The following is an 18,161-nucleotide window of genomic DNA, read 5'->3' on the forward strand; positions in this document are numbered from 1 at the left end:
CACGCACGCGGTTGCTTGATTAACGATTTGCCGTTTCAACTTTTAACTTCGTTGAAGCTAGCAATTTCAGACGACCTCAAAGGTCGTCTGAAAACATCAGCTTCAACGAAGTTAAAACCTTAAACAATAAACCATCCCTTCTCCAACACCCAAACCACAAGCAAAAATCCCATGGCGCGTTATCGCAGAAACTTCATTGCCGGCGGCACATTCTTTTTCACCGTCAAACTTGCCAACCCAAAATCGCGCCTGCTTGTCGAACATATCGACTTATTGCGTGCGGCTTATGTGGATGTGCAAAAACAATATCCCTTTGAAACCGTCGCCGTATGCGTGCTGCCGAACCACATTCATGCCATTTGGACGCTGCCGCCCGACGATGCGGATTATTCCCTGCGCTGGCGGCTGATTAAAACCAAATTCTCCGCACATTTCCCTCATGCCGAAAACCTGTCTGCCAGCAAACAGCGGCGGCACGAACGCGGTATTTGGCAACGGCGTTTTTATGAACACACCATGCGTGACGAAACGGATTTGCAACGTTGCACGGACTATATCCATTTCAATCCCGTCAAACATGGATTGTGTGGCAATGTCCGCGATTGGGCGTTTTCGTCATTTCACCGTTATGTACGGGATGGATGGCTGCCGTTGGATTGGGGCGGAACAAAAGAAACGGCGGTAATGAGTTTTGGGGAGTGAATGCTATAAAAAACTACCCACTGCGTGCGTGGCTGCGCCACACACCCTACCCATGATTCATGAGGAACTTCAAAATCAACGCGTAGGGTGTGTGCGATACGCACGCACGCGGTTGCTTAATTGACGTTTTGCCGTTTTCAAATTTACTTTCGTTGAAGCTGCCACTTTTCAGACGGCCTCAAATACCAATATGGCCTATCCGTCAATCCCCAAACCACCCACCTAAAACAAACCAATGTGCAGGCTGCTTTTCAACTTCGTTGAAGCTTCGTTTTCGGCAAGCGGCCATTAAAATATCCTATCAATAAAGGCTACCTGAAAAATATCCGACTCAACAAAGCCGAATATTTTTCAGGTAGCCTTTTCTTAACTTCACGGCAACCGCAGTTTCAAAAATCAGAAGCCGCCGTTATCTGCCAAACAACGCCGCCTTGCCTTCCGCGCCGGAAACATCCAGCACTTCAATCTCTTCCCCGTCCAGCACGGCCTGCGTCAGCATGGCCACGCCGCCGGAGGGGCCGATTTCCAAAATCCGCCGCACGCCCAGCGTGGCCATGCTGCGGCATTCAGCCATCCAGTCCACCGGATCCATCAGAATATTGTGTGCGATGCTGCGCGCCTGTTCCGCATCCAAACCGCAGGCGGCCGCCCATTCGGCTGTTTGCGCTACGGCGGGCAGCATGGCGGGGTGGTGGAAGCCGACTTCCACGTCCAGCCGCCACAGCAGGTTTTCGGGCGTTTGGCCATTTTCGTCTTTCACCGTGTCCGACAACACGCCGCACGCGCGCGCCACCGATTCGGGCTTGCCGCTGACGACAAAACCGACACTTTCGCATTGATTGGCAAATTAAACGCGGATTTACCTGCAAAATTAGCGGCGTTTGTGCGTGAAATGGTACGGATTAAGGCAGTAATCAAAGGCGCATGATTTTTCAAGCAGCCTGCACTCAAACCGTCGTATTTTTCTTTATGCATGGTATCATTCCGCATATTCGTAGCATTTCTCACAATCTAATCACTCTTTCATCTACATCATGACCAAAATCCCACCCACCATTCAACCCACTTTCGCATGGCTATGGCAACGCCCCGTGTGCTTTGTCGCCTTTGGCTTTGGCACAGGACTCGCCCCCAAAGCCCCAGGCACATTTGGCACATTGCCCGCCTTGTTTATTGCAGGTTTACTGCTCGGCTCAGGCATGAGCAAGCTGGCATTGGGCTTATTGTGCCTACCTCTATTTGCGCTGGGCATCTGGATTTGCAATCAAGCCGAACAAGCACTCGGCACACACGATTACAGCGGCATTGTGTGGGACGAAATCGTCGCCATGATGTTGATATTAGCGTGCATTCCGCAAGGCTTGGGCTGTTGGAGTTTAGCGTTTATCGTGTTCCGCCTATTTGACGCGCTAAAACCACCGCCGATTCGTTGGTTTGACCAAAAAGTACACGGCGGATTGGGCGTGATGCTAGACGACATCATCGCCGCCATCATGACGATTATCGTCTTGTACATCATCATTTGGATAAGCTAATGGAACACAATATTTTGATTCACGTTACACCGCAATATCGCGCCGCCGACAGCGACATCATACAAAGCCGATTTGCGTTTTCCTACAAAATTAAGATTGAAAACCGCAGCGATGAAATCATCACGCTCCGCACCCGAACATGGAAAATTACCGACGCTTGTGGCAACATAGAAAATGTACACGGCGTAGGCGTAGTGGGCGAACAGCCGACTTTGTATTCGGGCGATTGTTTTGAATACCAAAGCGGCACACAGCTCGACACGCCTTGGGGTAGCATGGAAGGGCAATACGAATTTGAAACGAGCTGGGGCGGACGCATCGAAGTGGTGATTCCGCGCTTTGAATTGAAGTCGGATATTTTGCCGCAGTAATCATCATAAGATGCAGGCTGCTTTTAATAGTGAAGTGAAATTGCAATGATACTGCGTTGATAACGCTCTTATGTGCTATTTGCACACGGCGAGCGTTATCGCCTTGTCTCATTTTTATTTCACTTCACTATAAGCTGGCACGCAATTAGCTAGATTAACTTTATCTTTATGTAACCAACCAAAGGAAACAAACATGATTAACCAATTTGAAATCAACAACTACGCGAAAAAACAAGTAGATGAATATTTGGCGCAACACAATTTGAGCCTAAAAGACGCGATGGACACCGAAAGCCATAGCGCACAAATCGCCACCATGTTGCACGGCGGCTTCCCAAAAATGGTACAAAAAATCTATTCGCTTGCTAAATTCCAAACCTTTTTTTGGGAAAAACGCGATTTGTTGCACAACCATTTAGTCAATCGCTTTACTGTATTGGAAAAACAAGCGGCTAAAAAAGCCAAATAATTCGCGCAAATGATAAAGCAGCCTGCACTTTTTGTTGATTTAAAGTGCAGGCTGCTTTTTATTCCTCACTCAAATTGCGCAATCCAACGCAGGCAAACCCACGCCACACTCTCGCAACATCTGCACCGTTTCAAACACAGGCAAGCCCATTATGCCCGAAAAACTGCCCAACAAATGCGAAATAAACACGCTCGCCAAACCCTGAATGCCATACGCCCCCGCTTTATCCATTGGCTCGCCTGTGGCAATATATTGGCGAATTTCTTGTGTACTCAATGGCTTAAAGAATACTTCGTTTGCCTGCACCACGCTCAATTCTTTGCCTTGCCACGACACACAAACGCCTGTCAAAACTTGGTGCGCCTTGCCCGATAATTGCAGCAGCATTTGTTCAGCGTGTTCGGTCGATTCGGGTTTACCCAAGATTTCATTGCTCAACACCACGCTGGTGTCTGCGCTCACAATCGGCAAATCTTGGCGCGTGGCAGCAATGGTGCGATTTTTTTCACACGCCAAACGCAAGACATAATCGTGGGGCGATTCGTTGTGGCGTGGCGTTTCGTCAATATCCGCAGGCAGCCTGCACACGGTGTAGCCCAAGTTTTCCAAAATCTCGCGGCGGCGTGGGCTGCCCGATGCCAAAATCAGCGTAGTCATAAAAAATCCTTTTGTTTATTTGCGTGATAAAAAGTGCAGGCTGCTTTTGAATCGCTCAAAAAGCAGCCTGCACTTATTTTTTATATAGTTGATTTAAATAAAAACGAGACAAGGCGACAACGCCCGCCGTGTACAATAAGTACATTGGCAACGCAGTATCGTTGCCATTTTAATCAACTATTAATTTAGTGATGATGACCATGCGCCCCATGGCTATGGCCATGCGCGATTTCTTCCGCAGTTGCATCGCGCACCGCTTCCACAGTCGCTTTAAAGCGGATTTTCATGCCTGCAAATGGGTGATTGCCGTCCACCACCGCTTTGCCGTCCGCCACGTCAGTCACGCGATAAATAATGATGCCGCCGTGTTCAGGGTCGTCCGCTTCAAACATCATGCCAGGTTCTACTTCCACAGGGAACACCGACAAATCTTCAATACGCACCAATTCTGGCTCTTGTTCGCCAAATGCGTCATCGGGCTGCATCAACACGTCCACCGTGTCGCCCACGTTTTTCTCGTGCAAGGCTTCTTCCACCAAAGGGAAAATGCCGTCATAGCCGCCGTGCAAATATTCAATCGGCTCAACGGTTTTGTCTAGCAAATTGTTGTCTGCATCAAACATTTCGTAGTGCAAAGTCACCACAGAGTTCTTTTTAATGCTCATAAAAATATCCTTCGTTTCAAATGGACAGCCTTGGCTGCAAGGGCAAGGATTGTAACATAACGCCATTTTTTTGATGTATGTTTTTTGTTAATTCAACCATTTAGCCTTACATGATAAAGTTCAGAAAAAATGCTTTTTTTGATAGGTGCAAATAAAAAAATAACATTTATAATCAGTTGTTTGATTTGTTTTTTGATAAAATAGCGCAACAAACACAAAGTAGCAATTGCATTCAAAAAAAATTTCGTGCAGAATTACAAAGTTCTGCTACCGATGACTGTTGTTTTGATAATAAAACGAAAAACAGTTGTCATTTTTTTATTTCTACAACATAACTTACAAGGTTTAAAAATCATGAAAAAATCATTGGCTGTTGCTGCTTTATTATCTTTGTTCGTTGCTGCTTGCGGCGGCGAAAAAACGGTTCAAACTCAACAAGCGGTTGCATCTGCTGCTTCTGCCGTTGTGGCTGAAACTGCGTCTGCTGCATCTGCGGCTGAAGCTTCTATGACTGAAGCGGCTTCTTCTGCACAAGCTGCGATGACTGAAGCTGCTTCTACTGTACAAGCTACGGCTGAAGAAGCTGCTTCTACTGTTGAAGCAGTTGCTGCGTCTGCTGCTTCTGCGGTTGCAAAATAATCAGCATCAACACAATCGCTTGATGCGCTTGCATTGAGCATTAGGGCTGAATACACTTTGTATTCAGCCCTAAAATTTTTATTTGAACAGTTAAAAGTGTACGCGCAGAAACCTTTGCAAAGCGGTTTGATTGCAGGCTGCTTTGCAAAGCTGGTTTTTGACCGTGCACCATACAGAAAGTATCCATAAAACGATGTTAAAAAAATGGTTAGACAATATGCTACCCAAACGGCGCAAACGACGTGCCGATGCGGTGGCGCGACATCATTTGGTGTTGCCTGTGCATCACGCTGCCGAAAAAGTATTGCGCGATTTGCATCAAGCAGGTTTTGAAGCCTATTTGGTGGGCGGTGCGGTGCGCGATTTGCTGCTGGGCGTTGAACCGAAAGACTTTGACGTTGCCACCAACGCCACGCCCGAACAAGTGTATCGTCTGTTTAAACGCAGTCGCGTGATTGGGCGACGTTTCCCGATTGTTCATGTGATGATTGGGCGCGACACGATTGAAGTCAGCACCTTTCGCAGCGGTGGCAAAGTCAAACAAAATGCCGATGGACGCATTATGCAAGACGTTGCCTATGGCACGGTGGAGCAAGACGCGCATCGTCGCGATTTCACTTGCAACGCGCTGTATTACGACATTTTTCGCCAAGAAGTACTAGATTTTCATCAAGGCGTAAACGACATTCAGGCGCGGCGTTTGGTTATGATTGGCGACCCAAAAGCGCGTTATATGGAAGACCCTGTGCGCATTCTCCGCGCCATTCGGCTGGCTGGCAAACTGAGCTTTGAAGTGGAGGCCAACACCGCCGCGCCACTTGCCGAATGCGTGGTTTTGTTACGCAAAGAACCCGTGTCGCGCCTGTTTGACGAATTGATGAAAATTTTGTTTTCGGGCAACGCTTCGGGCTGTTTGCAGCAATTTCATGTGTTGGGCATACAAAATATCCCGATTCACCCCATGCTCACCGCCATGTTGCACGCCAGTCAAGCAGGCAGCCTGCACATGTGCGTCCCCGCCTTGCAGCAAACCGATGAACGATTACGCAACGGACAATCCGTGTCGGTGGGCTTCATTTTGGCGGCTTTGTTTTGGGACGAATTAAATATCTATTGGCAAAAAGAATTGGCGTACGGCAAAGGCACAGTTGCCGCCATGATGGCTGCGGTAAACCAATTGCGCGATGAAATGGAACACGGCTGGGGCGTGCCACAACGCTTTTCGGCAACCATGCGCGAAATTTGGCTGCTGCAACCGCATTTTGAAAACCGCCGTGGTGGACGACCGTTTCGCTTGTTGGCGCAAGTTCGCTTTCGTGCCGCGTATGACTTTTTGCTACTTCGCGCCCAATCGCAAAGCAGCCTGCACGAATTAGCCGATTGGTGGACGCGATTCCAACGTGCTGGCAAAGACGAACGACAAGAAATGGCAAACACCGCGCCCGACAATACGGCTGGTAGCAGCAAAAAACGCAAGCGCAAACCGCGTAAGAAAAAGCCCAAAACAGCGGAATAAATCGGGCGAATAAAAGTGCAGGCTGCTTTTTTCAATTTTAAAAGCAACGCTCGTTCTACGAAGTGCCGTAGATTTAACCCCAAAAATCTATCGCTTGATTCTTGAAAGAATGCGCGTTTTGCTTTAACTTTGGCACACTAAAAGCAACTTAACATTTTGCGTAGTGGTAAGGCGTGTTGATATGATTAATATAGTGGATTAAATTTAGATTAGGACAAGGCAACAACAACTGCCGTGTACATCTAGTACATAAGGGAGTTGGCAACGCTGTACTAATCTAAACTTAATTCACTATATACAATTACACATATCAACACACCCTAATAATATTCAGGGCTAATCTACACTAGCCCATTTATTTTTATGGAGAATCAAATGAATACAGCATTCAAATTATCGTTAGCAGGCGTGATTGCTTTGGCATTGTCGGCTTGTGGCGGACAAAAAGAAGCCGCAGCCCCAGCCGCAGGCAGCCAAGCAGGCGCAGCACCTGTGGTAGAAAAAACTGAAATCCGCTTTGGCGTTACCCCAGGCGATTTTGGCGACCAAGTACGCGAAAGCATTCAAGCGATTTTGGAGAAAAAAGGCTACAAAGTAACCGTAACCGAATACCCAGACTACGTTACGCCTAACAAAGCCTTGGCGGAAAACGCGATTGACATCAATGTGTTCCAACACAAGCCTTATTTGGACAGCTTCAAAGCCGAACACAAATTGGATTTGGTAGAAGCATTCCAAGTACCGACCGCACCTTTGGGTATGTATGGCGGCAAATTGACCGCGCTTGACCAAGTAAAAGACGGCGTGAGCGTGTCTGTGCCAAACGACCCGTCTAACTTTGCTCGCGCTTTGGTTATGCTCAACGATTTGGGCTGGATTAAATTGAAAGACGGCATTGACCCACTCAAAGCCAGCAAAGCCGACATTGCTGAAAACACCAAAAATATCCAACTGGTAGAAATGGAAGCGGCGAACTTGCCACGCAGCCGTCAAGACGTAGATTTTGCGATTGTGAACGGCAACTATGCGATGTCTAGCGGCATGAAATTGACCGAAACGCTGTTCCAAGAGCCAAGTTTTGCGTATGTGAACTGGTCAGCCGTGCGCACCGCCGACAAAGACAGCCAATGGGTTAAAGACGTTACCGATGCCTACAATTCGGACGAATTTAAATCGTATGCTCACACCAAATTTGTGGGCTACAAATTCCCAGCCGCTTGGGGCGAAGGCAGCGTTGCCAATGCCAAAGCAGAAGCATCTGCCGCATCTACTGCATCTGGCGCGAAATAATTTGGGCGATTAAAAAGCAGCCTGCACTTTTCAATCAACAAAAAGTGCAGGCTGCTCTGTCTTGTTTATGTTATGGATTAGTCGGATTCAACGGCACACCTTGCGGCTAATCAAACACCGAAGAAGCCTTAAATTGCGGCAACGTAATTGACGTGTCATCAGCATCAATTTCAATTTCCGCACCGTCTGGCAACACTTCATCTTTTACCAACTCAACGCTAGAACGTGCGCCTTTTGCCAACGTCAATTCGTGCGAACCGCTGTTCCAAGCCACAGAAATCAAATCGCCCTGAATGCGATTTTGCCCTGTGCCACACGTTAAGCAAACAGGTTTGCCTGCGCGTGCTTTCACAATGGCGTCGATTTTGCTGGCGGCAATGGTTTTGCCGTGTGCTTGCACCCATGCTTGAATGCTTTGTTTTAAAGCATTAACGCGCAAATTGTTTTTGCGATACGGGTCTTTGAATGCGGCAAGCCACAAATTGCCTGCGCCATCTTGATTCAACGCTGCCATTTCGTAGCTCACCAATGCGGTTGAGCCTGTGCGAATGGTACGCGCAAATTCCAGCGCATCGGGCGATTTCATGCGAACACAACCGTGGCTCGCCACACCTGGTACGCTGCCAGGATTGCTTGTACCATGAATGCCCAAGCCGAGTTTTGGGTCACCCATACGCACAAACACTGGGCCTAGCGGATTGCTTGGGCCAGGTGGCACGGTTTTGACACCGTCGCCACGTTCACGTTGAATAGAAAGTGGAATGTGCCAAGTGGGATTAAACGCTTTTGCGCCAATGCGATGCTCGCCCAAATTGGTTTGCGTCATCGCTTTGCCCACGGCAACAGGATAGACTTTTTGCAAACGTCCGTTGTTGTACAAAAACAGGCGTTGTTGTGGGACGTTAATCACGACATATTGCCCTTCGGCATCGGGGGCAACATCAGGAACGGGAATGATTTGTGCAGCGTGCGCCCATGCCCAAGAGCAGGCTAGTGCGGCAAACATCATTTTTTTCATAATCATAAAGTCAGCAAAACAAAAACTGCATCATACCTGAATTGCTTTTTGAATTATGCGAAAATAGTCGCCACCTTATCAAAGCAGCCTGCAACGGTTGTAAAAAAACAACTATCGTTAATTAAAATGGCAATGATACTGCGTTGCCAACGACCTTATGTACTTATCGTACACTGCGGTCGTTGTCGCCTTGTCTCATTTTTATTTTAATCAACTCACGAATACCCAACTATGCAAACCATTATTCATTCTCTTGACTACGAAGGGCGCGGTGTGGCGCGTGTGGACGGCAAAACGATTTTTGTGGAAAACGCGCTGCCGTTGGAAGTCGCCGACATCGCCATCATGCAAGACAAAGGCAGTTTTGCCCTTGCCCACGCGCAACGCATTGTGCAGTCATCGCCCTATCGCCGCGAACCAGCGTGTCCACATTATGGCAATTGCGGCGGCTGCGCCCTGCAACACTTGGAATTTAGCGCACAAGTGGCGGCAAAACAGCGCGTGTTTGAAGAACAACTGCAACGCATCGGCAAAGTGCAGCCCGAACAATTATTGCCGCCAATCTACGGCTCGGCGTGGCATTATCGCAGCCGCACGCGCTTGGCGATTTCGCTGGATTGGGCTGGCGAAGTGCAAATCGGTTATCAAGCCAAACGCAGCAAAAAAATCGTGCCAATTTCGCAATGCGCGGTGCTGCCCGAACGCATTTCAAGCAGCCTGCACACGATTCGCGCTGGTTTGCAAGCGATTCATCGTGCTGCGCCCAAAATTCGTATGCAGCATGTGGATATTTTGGCTGGCGACCACATCACGGTGTTGAACATTGCTGCCGATAAGCCTTTGCCAGCCAACGAAGTCGCCCAAATGCAAAGCAGCCTGCAATCGCAAGGCAAATGGCAAATTTGGCAGCAAATTGGTAAACGCCCAGCACAAGCCATCGCCCCAAAAACCGCGCCCGAATTGAGCTACGCGCTGCCCGAATTTGGCTTACACATGCCGTTTCGCGTGGGCGATTTCACGCAGATTAACTTGCCGATGAACGAAGTCATGGTCTCTCGCGCCATACGCCTGCTGCAACCGCAAGCACACGAACGCATTGCCGATTTATTTTGCGGATTGGGCAACTTTACGCTGCCGATTGCACGCAGCGGCGCACAAGTCATCGGCATAGAAGGCGCGGACTTTTTAACGCAACGCGCCACGCACAACGCGCAACAAAACGGTTTGCACAATATTGAATTTTCTACAGCGGATTTGTTTGACACCACGCCACAAACCATTGAACAACTGGGTTATTTTGACAAAATGCTGCTTGACCCGCCACGCGCAGGGGCGTATGCGGTGGTGCAGGCTTTGCATGCGCCGTATTTGCCCAAGCGGATTGTGTATGTGTCGTGCAACCCTGCTACGTTTGCGCGAGATGCGGCGGTGCTGGTGGGCAAGGGCTATCGGTTTAGCGCGGCTGGAATTATGAATTTGTTTCCGCACACGGCGCATGTGGAAGCGATGGCGGTGTTTGATTTAAATGGGTGATTTAAATGTGCAGGCTGCTTTTAAAATCACACAAAAAAAGCAGCCTGCACTTCAATTTAAAGGATTTTCATATGATAGATTTGCTGCAAAACATTCCCCTGCCACGCGAATGGGTTTATACGCTGGTATTGCCGCCTGTCTTGTTGGCAGCGCGTTCCATGCTGTTGCGCCTATATTTGCGCCGTCATGCCGATTGGGAGATTGAAGCCAAACGCCGCGTGTTGGTGTTTAGCCGCAACGTTACTTTATTTTTGATTCTATTAACATTATTCCTGATTTGGGCGAGCCAGATTCAAACCTTCGCGCTGTCTATGGTTGCGTTGGCAGCGGCAACCGTCGTCGCCACCAAAGAATTGATTATGTGCCTATCGGGCAGCCTAATCCGCATTACCACCAAACAATATTCGGTGGGCGATTACATTGAAATCCACCATTTTCGCGGCAGGGTAATAGACATCAATTTGTTCAACACCTTGATGATGGAAATTGGCCCAAACCCACTACTGGGGCAGCTATCAGGCAAAACGCTATCATTCCCCAATAGTTTGCTATTGAGCCATGTGGTGCATCGCGACAATATTTTTGGACAATATGTCGTGCATACGTTTGACATTCCCGTGCCGATTACGCTGGATTCAGACGAAATCGTGCCGAATTTAATGAACGTACTCAACCAGCATTGCGAGCCATATGCCGAGCAAATCGCCGACTATTTGGAAGCCTTGCAAGTGCAGCAACTGTTTATCACACCAGCCGCACGCGCTCGCATTAGCCGCGTTCCGTTTGACGACAAAGTGTATCGCTTGGTCATTCGGTTTGCATCGCCCGTAAACAAACGGCTGGAAACGCAACAAGCGGTGCTGGACGAGTTTATTCGCGTGCAATATCGCTTGCTTAATCGTGCTAATTTGTCATAAAAAGTGCAGGCTGCTTTTGAAATCGCGCAAAAGCAGCCTGCACTTTGTTTCATTAAACTAAATCAAGCATTGCGTCATGTTGCATCATGTATAGTGAATTAAATTTAGATTAGTACAGCGTTGCCAACTCCCTTATGTACTAGCTATACACGGCGGTCGTTGTCGCCTTGTCCTAATCTAAATCTAATCCACTATAACATTGCTGCAAAAATTGTTATATCGTATCATATGCGCCCTTTTAATCAGAAAGCAGCCTGCACATGAAACCGCGTTTTTCTTTATTGCTAACAGGATTGACCCAGCGACTTTTGCTCGCCACCATCGTTCTCATCGCACTATGGAGCGTCTATGCATGGGCGGTTGCCAGCCCCAACGACTTATTCCAGCCAGAAACCCCAACACAAACCGAGGCGCAATAATCATGAACATTGTGATTGACAATTTAACCGTGAGCTATCAATCGCGCCCAGCCGTGCATCATGTGGATATGACGTTCCCAAGCGGTTGTATGTATGCGATTTTTGGCCCAAACGGCGCAGGCAAATCCACGCTACTCAAAGCCATTATGGGCTTGTTGCGATGCAGCACAGGCGCGGTGCATTGGCAAAATCTGCAACGCAAAGACTTGGCGTATTTGCCGCAACAGTCCGATGTAGATAGGTCGCAACCGATGACGGTGTTTGAACTCGCCGCCATGGGTTTGTGGTATGAAATCGGCTTTTTTGGTTGCATATCCAGCAGCCAACGCCAACGAGTGCAGGCTGCTTTGAATCGCGTAGAAATGGGCGAATTTGCCGAACGCGGCATTGGCGAGCTGTCCAACGGACAATTCCAGCGCGTTTTACTCGCCCGAATGCTGGTGCAAAACGCCCCATTTTTGCTGCTAGATGAACCGTTCAACGCCGTAGATGCCAAAACCACCTATGCCCTATTGGAAATATTGCGCCAAGAAAATCAACAAGGTAAAGCCATTATTGCCGTGCTGCACGATTACGAACAAGTCCGCGCCTATTTCCCAAACACCCTGTTAATCGCCCGAGAAAAAGTCGCCAGCGGCAAAACCGAAGACGTGTTGTGCGATGAATTATTGCTCAAAGCCAACGCCCTTGCCCAATCTGCCGAAGACGATGCGTGGTGCGCCACTTAAATCGACAAAAGCAGCCTGCACTATAAATCAACCAAAAAAAGAATTCCCATGACCCGAATCAATCTTGTTCCGCCCACCGAATTGTGCGACCAACATTTGCTTGCCGAACATCGCGAACTCACACGCATTCCCAATGCCGTTGCCAAAGGTAAATTTAGCCTTGTAGGGCAACCCGCCGACTACAAACTCGGCGAAGGACACGTACGATTTTTCTTCAACAAATTGCGCTTTTTGCAAAAACGATACGCCTTGCTACACGAAGAATGCTTGGCGCGCGGATTCAACGTACAAAACCGTTGGGCAGAACAGCTACCCAGCAATCCAGAGCTGTGGCAAGACTACACGCCCACCGAAATCGCGCTTGCCATCAACCGCGAACGCATTGCCGAACGCATGCCACAAAAAGCCCGTTTTACGCCCCATCAAACACCATTGCGCTAAAAAGCAGCCTGCACTTTTTTATTGCGACCCGTCATCATGTTACACGAATACCTAATCGCCCCATTTACCGAATTTTCGTTTATGAAATACGCCCTAGCATCGGTCGTCTTTCTTGCCCTATCCGCCGCACCAGTGGGCGTGTTTTTGGTGATGCGCCGCATGAGTTTGATTGGCGACGCACTCAGCCACGCCGTGTTGCCAGGTGCAGCAATCGGCTACATGATTGCAGGATTAAGCCTGCCCGCCATGAGTTTGGGCGGCTTCATCGCAGGTATGTTGATGGCATTTTTCGCGGGCTTGGTCAGCCGCTTCACCGAACTCAAAGAAGACGCCAATTTTGCTGCATTCTATTTAAGCAGCTTGGCGATTGGCGTGATTTTGGTCAGCCTAAATGGCAACAGCGTAGAACTACTGCATTTATTGTTCGGTTCGGTTTTGGCGGTCGATTTAATTTCGCTGCAACTCATGGGCGCGGTTGCCAGTTTGACCATTGTGGCACTTGCCATCATGTTCCGACCGCTCATGCTAGAAAGCATCGACCCCCTATTTTTACGCGCCGTGCGTGGACGTGGCGGTTTGTGGCACATCGCCTTTTTGGTGCTGGTGGTGATGAATTTGGTCGCAGGCTTTCAAGCACTCGGCACGCTCATGTCGGTTGGCTTGATGATGCTGCCAGCCATTTCCGCCCGATTGTGGGTTAAAAGCATCGGTCGCTTGATGCTAGTTGCCGCAGCAGGCGCGTTGGTGTGCGGTTACGCAGGCTTATTACTGTCCTACCACCACCCAGCCAACATACCATCTGGCCCGACCATTATTTTATTTTGCGGACTTTGGTACTTAATTTCAGTGCTATTTGGCGCAAACAGCGGCATTTTGATTAAATTTTTCAGAAAAAAACACAAAAAAATCAACGCAACAATAAAATAATCTACATTTTTGATTGACACAATTTCAAATTGCATTTATAATGCGCAGCTTATTCCCTGATAGCTCAGTCGGTAGAGCGACGGACTGTTAATCCGCAGGTCACTGGTTCGAGCCCAGTTCGGGGAGCCAAATAAAACGGCTAGTTAGATAAATGTCTAACTAGCCGTGCTTCTTTTTGTATACGTAAAAGCCAACCTGAAACTTTTGCAAACCCAAACATCCTTATATTAGTAAGGACAGGGTTTATCATTCTCCTTTTGCAAAGCATTCAGCCTGCACTTTTGGAAAATCAATCCCAAAAATGCAGGCTGCTTTTTATCTATCTTAAAACTACCACGGGCGCAAATCCACTACACCCAATACTTGCTTGTTTTTACTATCCAGCAAAACTGTCATATCCACTTCATAGGCTTTGAGTGGCAAAAATGTATCGGCTTGCGGATATTTTTGCAAAACTGCTGCCACCACATCGGGCGGATTTGTTTTATTCAAATCACTCAACGCTTGGCTTTCGGTATTGATGCCCACCCATTGCGTGTTCAAATCGGTATAAAAATGGGGCTGCATGGCTGGCGATATGCCTTCTTGCAATTCTTTGGTTAGACGTTGATTGCGCTCTTCATCATTTTTGACTGGTTGCACCGCCACCCATTTGGGCGAACCCCAGCCCAATGTATTAAACGGAGCCTGCGCCTTTGCCAACGATTCATCTGACACATCGGCAGCCTGAATCAAATCAAAGCGGATTTTGTCAAACACCATATACACAGGACGATTAACCGTGATGCTATGCAAACCGTAAACCAAAGCGGCAATTTGAACCAGCACAATCACCGACAAATCAAACTTCAACGATTTTTTGCCCTCTTTTGCCACCGCCAAAGTCAGCAATGGCCCCAAAGTTGCATCCACACCCAGCATCAATAAAAAAATATGCGTCACCCCCACCGCCTTGGCAAGCGGTGCAGGGTGCCACAATAAAAACACGATGGCAGCCGAAATGGCCGCAATCAAAAAAGACAAAATCAAATGAATGACAAAAGCGCGAACTCTGAATGACATTTTTTTATTCATTATAAATAATTAATTTGTTTGACACGACAAAGGCAAGCGATCTTTTTCCACCGTGCCACTGCACACCCAATAAATAATTTGTTCATCAAGGTCTTTGTTGAGTGTTGGCGTTAAAGTTAAGGTTTTACCTGCATTGCCACCTGCATCAAATTGAACTGTAATCACACCTGTGGTAGGAGCAATACTCACCCCGTGTTTAGCAACATATTTTCCGTTTAAACTATTGGCTTGCGAGCCCAAATACCCCGTGCTGCTCACTGCATCGGCATCGGGAAAGGCTTTATATTCTGCTGCCCACACCGCAATGTCATTACGCAAACCTTCAGTTAGCTTAAAGCCCTCTGCCAATTGAGCGCGTGCCACATAATTGGAATACGCAGGCAAAGCAATGGCTGCCAAAATCCCAATAATGGCAATCACAATCATCAATTCTATGAGTGTGAAGCCTGTTTGTGTACCATTTTGTTTCATGTGAATTCCCCCGTGTTTTATGATGTTATGCTGAATAATTATGCTAATTAAAGTTTAGAGTGAATAGTCATTAAGCAAATATGCCGAAAGCCCCTTAAAAAAGGGGCTTTTCTTACAAAGCCAAACCAACCCATTTGGATTGATTTGGCTTATTTGCAATACAAGATTTAATTAATCAATTACCTGAATTAGTAGCAGCAGCGCCTTCTTGGCAGCTAGATGGCAAGCGTTTAGCTTCCAAAGCTTTACCTGAACCGCCAGCACAAACCCATTTAGTGATTTGACCATTGTCTGCATTCAAGCTAGGCGTCAACTTCATAGTTTTACCATCGTTAGCACCGTTGCTATTAAAGGTAATGCTAATAACACCTTTGTCTGCCACTGTAACACCACCTTTGGTCACGTATTTACCAGCCAATGCTTGAGCTGCATCTGCCAATGGTTTAGCCAAACTATCACTACCCAAGTCGGAAGTAGTTGGCAAACGACCTTTGTCTGCTGTGAACACACCGATGTCAGTTTGCAAACCAGAAGTCATTTTGAAACCTTCAGTTGCTTGTGCACGTGCAGTGTAATCTTGGTAAGCTGGTAATGCAATCGCAGCCAAAATACCGATAATAGCGATTACAATCATCAACTCGATTAATGTGAAACCTTTTTGCATAGTTTTCATGTTTTATCTCCAAAAATAAAAGTGGTACTGTTTAAAAAAAGAAAGATGCTTAACTCGCCGTACCGTAGAACTCATTAAGCTATGTTACTTGTCTTACTTGGTAGCAGAGCGCGTGCCATTTGTTTTTTGTTTTTTATCTTTTTGTTTTTTAATAGTATTTTATTAAACTGCCTTTTTTTGTCAGTCGCACAAACGTCAATTTGGGCGCGATTCGCTTATCAATCTGCCGTTTTTTGTCATTTTCTGTGTGTTTTGTTTTAAAATGGCGCGCTGATTGAAGCCTGCAATTTGTTTCCTATTCTTTGGAATAGGAAATGAATTGCCACGCAACCCCATTTTTTGCTACACATTATTATATATATGTCCCACACCAAACAAATCGCCACACGCCCAGTCGTTGCCGAAGTGCAGGCTGCTTTGCAAAATGCTGGCACGCCGCCGTTGTTGGCACAACTTTATGCCGCCCGACACGTTCAATCTGTCGATGAATTGGGCGATAGCTTGTCGCAGCTCATTCCTTATACGCAGCTTAAAAATTGCGAAGCCGCAGCAGAACGCTTGGCAACGGCAATAGAACAACGCCAAAAAATTCTGATTATTGCCGATTACGATGCCGATGGTGCAACCGCCTGTTCGGTTGGCATCAAAGGCTTGCGAAACATGGGCGCGGTGGTGGATTTTTTTGTCCCCAACCGTTTTGAGCACGGCTATGGCTTAACGCCAGAACTTGCCGACATTGCCGCGCAAATGGGCGCACAACTGATTTTAACCGTAGATAACGGCATTTCCAGCCAAGAAGGCGTAGCGCGCGCCAAAGCATTGGGCATAGACACGGTGGTTACCGACCACCACACCGCAGGCAGCAGCGTTCCCGATTGCATTATTGTGAACCCGAATCAACGCGGTTGCGACTTCCCCAGCAAAAGTTTGGCTGGCGTGGGCGTGATTTTTTATGTGTTAATGGCATTACGCGCCCAACTGCGTTCGCGTGGCTATTTTCAACAAGCAGGTTTGCCCGAACCGAATTTGGGCAACTTATTGGACTTGGTGGCATTGGGAACGGTTGCCGATGTTGTGCCGCTAGACCACAACAACCGCATTTTGGTGTCGCAAGGCTTAAAGCGCATTCGGGCTGGCAAAATGTCGCACGGCATACGCGCTTTGTTTGAAATTGCACGGCGCGACACACGCAAAGCCCAGCCGTTTGATATGGGCTTCGCGCTCGGGCCGCGCATTAACGCTGCTGGGCGTTTGGACGATATGAGCATTGGGATTTCGTGTTTGTTGTCGGACAACTTACCCTACGCGCAACAAATCGCCAGCGAGTTGAATCAACTCAATCAAACGCGCCAAGAAATCGAACAAGGCATGTTGCAAGAAGTGTTGGCATTGTGTCCCGATGTGTTGCCTAGCAGCCAAACCACGCTGTCGGTGTATCACGAGCAATTTCATCAAGGCGTGGTCGGCATTGTGGCAAGTCGCCTAAAAGACCGTTTTTATCGCCCTGTGTTTGTGTTTGCACCGTCTGACGATGGCGAATTGCGCGGTTCGGGGCGTTCCATTGCAGGTTTGCATTTGCGCGATGCTTTGGATATGGTTGCCAAGCGTTGCCCCGACATGATTGTGAAATTTGGCGGACACGCGATGGCGGCTGGTTTAACCCTACGCAAACATCGTTTTGACGAATTTTGCCAAGTGTTTGAAGACGTGGTGCAAGGTTTGGTAAACGAAGACATTTTGTCGCAAACGTATTTGACCGATGGCAGCCTGCACGGTTCGGACATCACGCTGGAACAAGCCGATTTAATCAACCGACAAGTGTGGGGGCAAAATTTTCCACCGCCGTCGTTTAGCGATGAATTTGACGTGGTGCGACAACAATTCATGGGCAAAGAGCAAAAACACAAAAAAGCATGGCTGCAAAAAGATGGCTACGAATTTGAAGCGATGTTTTGGCGATGCGAAGACGAGTTGCCCAACAAAATCCGCATCGTGTATCGCCCCACGGTAAACGAATGGAATGGCAACCAAGAATTACAGCTTTATGTGGATTATTGGGAAAGAGCAGTTTAAAATAACGGCTATTCTCAAAAACGAATATTTTTATAGTGGATTA

The 18,161-nt window shown here is 47.7% G+C and carries 22 protein-coding genes and 1 tRNA gene; 15 read left to right on the forward strand and 8 right to left on the reverse strand.

What is annotated here, in order from left to right; translation table 11 throughout:
- Positions 1–171 precede the first annotated feature (171 nt).
- Positions 172–702 carry an REP-associated tyrosine transposase gene (locus DQN52_RS01140; RefSeq protein WP_003788294.1) on the forward strand — a complete coding sequence of 177 codons (531 nt, stop codon included), beginning with the start codon at positions 172–174 and terminating at the stop codon, positions 700–702.
- A 409-nt stretch (positions 703–1,111) separates the two neighbouring features.
- Here the strand turns inward: DQN52_RS01140 and DQN52_RS01150 are convergent, their stop codons facing one another.
- Both DQN52_RS01150 and DQN52_RS10870 read right to left on the reverse strand, forming a co-directional pair.
- Positions 1,112–1,462 carry a hypothetical protein gene (locus DQN52_RS01150; protein ID WP_231954160.1) on the reverse strand — a complete coding sequence of 117 codons (351 nt, stop codon included), beginning with the start codon at positions 1,460–1,462 and terminating at the stop codon, positions 1,112–1,114.
- On the reverse strand, positions 1,459–1,677 hold the full coding sequence (locus DQN52_RS10870) for a hypothetical protein (RefSeq protein WP_155114358.1): 219 nt from the start codon (positions 1,675–1,677) through the stop codon (positions 1,459–1,461). Before DQN52_RS10870 ends, DQN52_RS01150 begins: the two co-directional genes overlap by 4 nt.
- A gap of 59 nt (positions 1,678–1,736) precedes the next feature.
- Between DQN52_RS10870 and DQN52_RS01160 the strand changes: the two genes are divergently transcribed.
- The 3 genes from DQN52_RS01160 (at position 1,737) to DQN52_RS01175 (ending at position 3,077) form a co-directional block, all read left to right on the forward strand.
- Positions 1,737–2,237, forward strand: a complete 501-nt coding sequence (locus DQN52_RS01160) for a phosphatidylglycerophosphatase A family protein (RefSeq protein ID WP_003788299.1) — start codon at positions 1,737–1,739, stop codon at positions 2,235–2,237.
- The gene (gene apaG, locus DQN52_RS01165; RefSeq protein ID WP_003788301.1) at positions 2,237–2,608 is read left to right on the forward strand and encodes a Co2+/Mg2+ efflux protein ApaG; all 372 of its coding nucleotides are present in this window, start codon (positions 2,237–2,239) and stop codon (positions 2,606–2,608) included. The genes DQN52_RS01160 and apaG overlap by 1 nt, the downstream gene beginning before the upstream one ends.
- A 193-nt stretch (positions 2,609–2,801) precedes the next feature.
- On the forward strand, positions 2,802–3,077 hold the full coding sequence (locus DQN52_RS01175) for a hypothetical protein (protein ID WP_003788302.1): 276 nt from the start codon (positions 2,802–2,804) through the stop codon (positions 3,075–3,077).
- 69 nt (positions 3,078–3,146) lie between these two features.
- Here DQN52_RS01175 and DQN52_RS01180 read toward each other — a convergent pair whose 3' ends face one another.
- On the reverse strand, positions 3,147–3,734 hold the full coding sequence (locus DQN52_RS01180) for a Maf family protein (protein WP_003788304.1): 588 nt from the start codon (positions 3,732–3,734) through the stop codon (positions 3,147–3,149).
- A 185-nt stretch (positions 3,735–3,919) separates the two neighbouring features.
- Positions 3,920–4,399 (reverse strand): FKBP-type peptidyl-prolyl cis-trans isomerase, encoded by a 480-nt coding sequence (locus DQN52_RS01185; protein ID WP_003788307.1) that lies wholly within the window; start codon positions 4,397–4,399, stop codon positions 3,920–3,922.
- 273 nt (positions 4,400–4,672) lie between these two features.
- Between DQN52_RS01185 and DQN52_RS01190 the strand changes: the two genes are divergently transcribed.
- The 3 genes from DQN52_RS01190 (at position 4,673) to DQN52_RS01200 (ending at position 7,844) form a co-directional block, all read left to right on the forward strand.
- Entirely contained in the window at positions 4,673–5,038 is a 366-nt protein-coding gene (locus DQN52_RS01190) for a hypothetical protein (RefSeq protein ID WP_396326419.1), read from the forward strand.
- A gap of 193 nt (positions 5,039–5,231) precedes the next feature.
- On the forward strand, positions 5,232–6,554 hold the full coding sequence (pcnB, locus tag DQN52_RS01195; protein ID WP_032827859.1) for a polynucleotide adenylyltransferase PcnB: 1,323 nt from the start codon (positions 5,232–5,234) through the stop codon (positions 6,552–6,554).
- A gap of 375 nt (positions 6,555–6,929) precedes the next feature.
- Complete coding sequence (locus DQN52_RS01200; protein ID WP_003791714.1) at positions 6,930–7,844, forward strand: MetQ/NlpA family ABC transporter substrate-binding protein; 915 nt, start codon at positions 6,930–6,932, stop codon at positions 7,842–7,844.
- Positions 7,845–7,950: 106 nt separating this feature from the next.
- Here the strand turns inward: DQN52_RS01200 and DQN52_RS01205 are convergent, their stop codons facing one another.
- Positions 7,951–8,862, reverse strand: a complete 912-nt coding sequence (locus DQN52_RS01205; protein WP_032827826.1) for a L,D-transpeptidase — start codon at positions 8,860–8,862, stop codon at positions 7,951–7,953.
- 231 nt (positions 8,863–9,093) lie between these two features.
- On the opposite strand from DQN52_RS01205, the gene rlmD reads away from it, so the two are divergent.
- From rlmD to DQN52_RS01240, 7 genes are all read left to right on the forward strand, one after another.
- The gene (gene rlmD, locus DQN52_RS01210) at positions 9,094–10,395 is read left to right on the forward strand and encodes a 23S rRNA (uracil(1939)-C(5))-methyltransferase RlmD (protein ID WP_003788320.1); all 1,302 of its coding nucleotides are present in this window, start codon (positions 9,094–9,096) and stop codon (positions 10,393–10,395) included.
- A gap of 71 nt (positions 10,396–10,466) precedes the next feature.
- Positions 10,467–11,312 carry a mechanosensitive ion channel family protein gene (locus tag DQN52_RS01215; RefSeq protein ID WP_032827827.1) on the forward strand — a complete coding sequence of 282 codons (846 nt, stop codon included), beginning with the start codon at positions 10,467–10,469 and terminating at the stop codon, positions 11,310–11,312.
- A gap of 260 nt (positions 11,313–11,572) precedes the next feature.
- Positions 11,573–11,731, forward strand: a complete 159-nt coding sequence (locus DQN52_RS10875; protein ID WP_019390092.1) for a hypothetical protein — start codon at positions 11,573–11,575, stop codon at positions 11,729–11,731.
- A 2-nt stretch (positions 11,732–11,733) separates the two neighbouring features.
- Complete coding sequence (locus tag DQN52_RS01225) at positions 11,734–12,459, forward strand: metal ABC transporter ATP-binding protein (RefSeq protein ID WP_003791722.1); 726 nt, start codon at positions 11,734–11,736, stop codon at positions 12,457–12,459.
- Between the two features lie 48 nt (positions 12,460–12,507).
- Positions 12,508–12,900 carry a pyrimidine dimer DNA glycosylase/endonuclease V gene (locus DQN52_RS01230; protein WP_003788325.1) on the forward strand — a complete coding sequence of 131 codons (393 nt, stop codon included), beginning with the start codon at positions 12,508–12,510 and terminating at the stop codon, positions 12,898–12,900.
- Between the two features lie 36 nt (positions 12,901–12,936).
- A complete protein-coding gene (locus DQN52_RS01235) occupies positions 12,937–13,827 on the forward strand; it encodes a metal ABC transporter permease (RefSeq protein WP_003788327.1) in 891 nt (296 codons plus the stop codon).
- Positions 13,828–13,880: 53 nt separating this feature from the next.
- Positions 13,881–13,956: transfer RNA gene (locus DQN52_RS01240), tRNA-Asn, on the forward strand.
- A 201-nt stretch (positions 13,957–14,157) separates the two neighbouring features.
- On the opposite strand, the gene tfpZ is transcribed toward DQN52_RS01240, so the two are convergent.
- The 3 genes from tfpZ to DQN52_RS01255 form a co-directional block, all read right to left on the reverse strand.
- The gene (gene tfpZ, locus DQN52_RS01245; protein WP_032827860.1) at positions 14,158–14,889 is read right to left on the reverse strand and encodes a TfpX/TfpZ family type IV pilin accessory protein; all 732 of its coding nucleotides are present in this window, start codon (positions 14,887–14,889) and stop codon (positions 14,158–14,160) included.
- A 21-nt stretch (positions 14,890–14,910) separates the two neighbouring features.
- A complete protein-coding gene (locus tag DQN52_RS01250; RefSeq protein WP_003788330.1) occupies positions 14,911–15,372 on the reverse strand; it encodes a pilin in 462 nt (153 codons plus the stop codon).
- A 175-nt stretch (positions 15,373–15,547) separates the two neighbouring features.
- A complete protein-coding gene (locus tag DQN52_RS01255; RefSeq protein ID WP_003788333.1) occupies positions 15,548–16,045 on the reverse strand; it encodes a pilin in 498 nt (165 codons plus the stop codon).
- A gap of 360 nt (positions 16,046–16,405) precedes the next feature.
- Between DQN52_RS01255 and recJ the strand changes: the two genes are divergently transcribed.
- A complete protein-coding gene (gene recJ / locus DQN52_RS01260) occupies positions 16,406–18,118 on the forward strand; it encodes a single-stranded-DNA-specific exonuclease RecJ (protein ID WP_003788336.1) in 1,713 nt (570 codons plus the stop codon).
- Positions 18,119–18,161: the final 43 nt, after the last annotated feature.

The sequence above is a fragment of the Kingella kingae genome (assembly GCF_900475905.1).
Classification (GTDB): Bacteria; Pseudomonadota; Gammaproteobacteria; order Burkholderiales; family Neisseriaceae; genus Kingella; species Kingella kingae.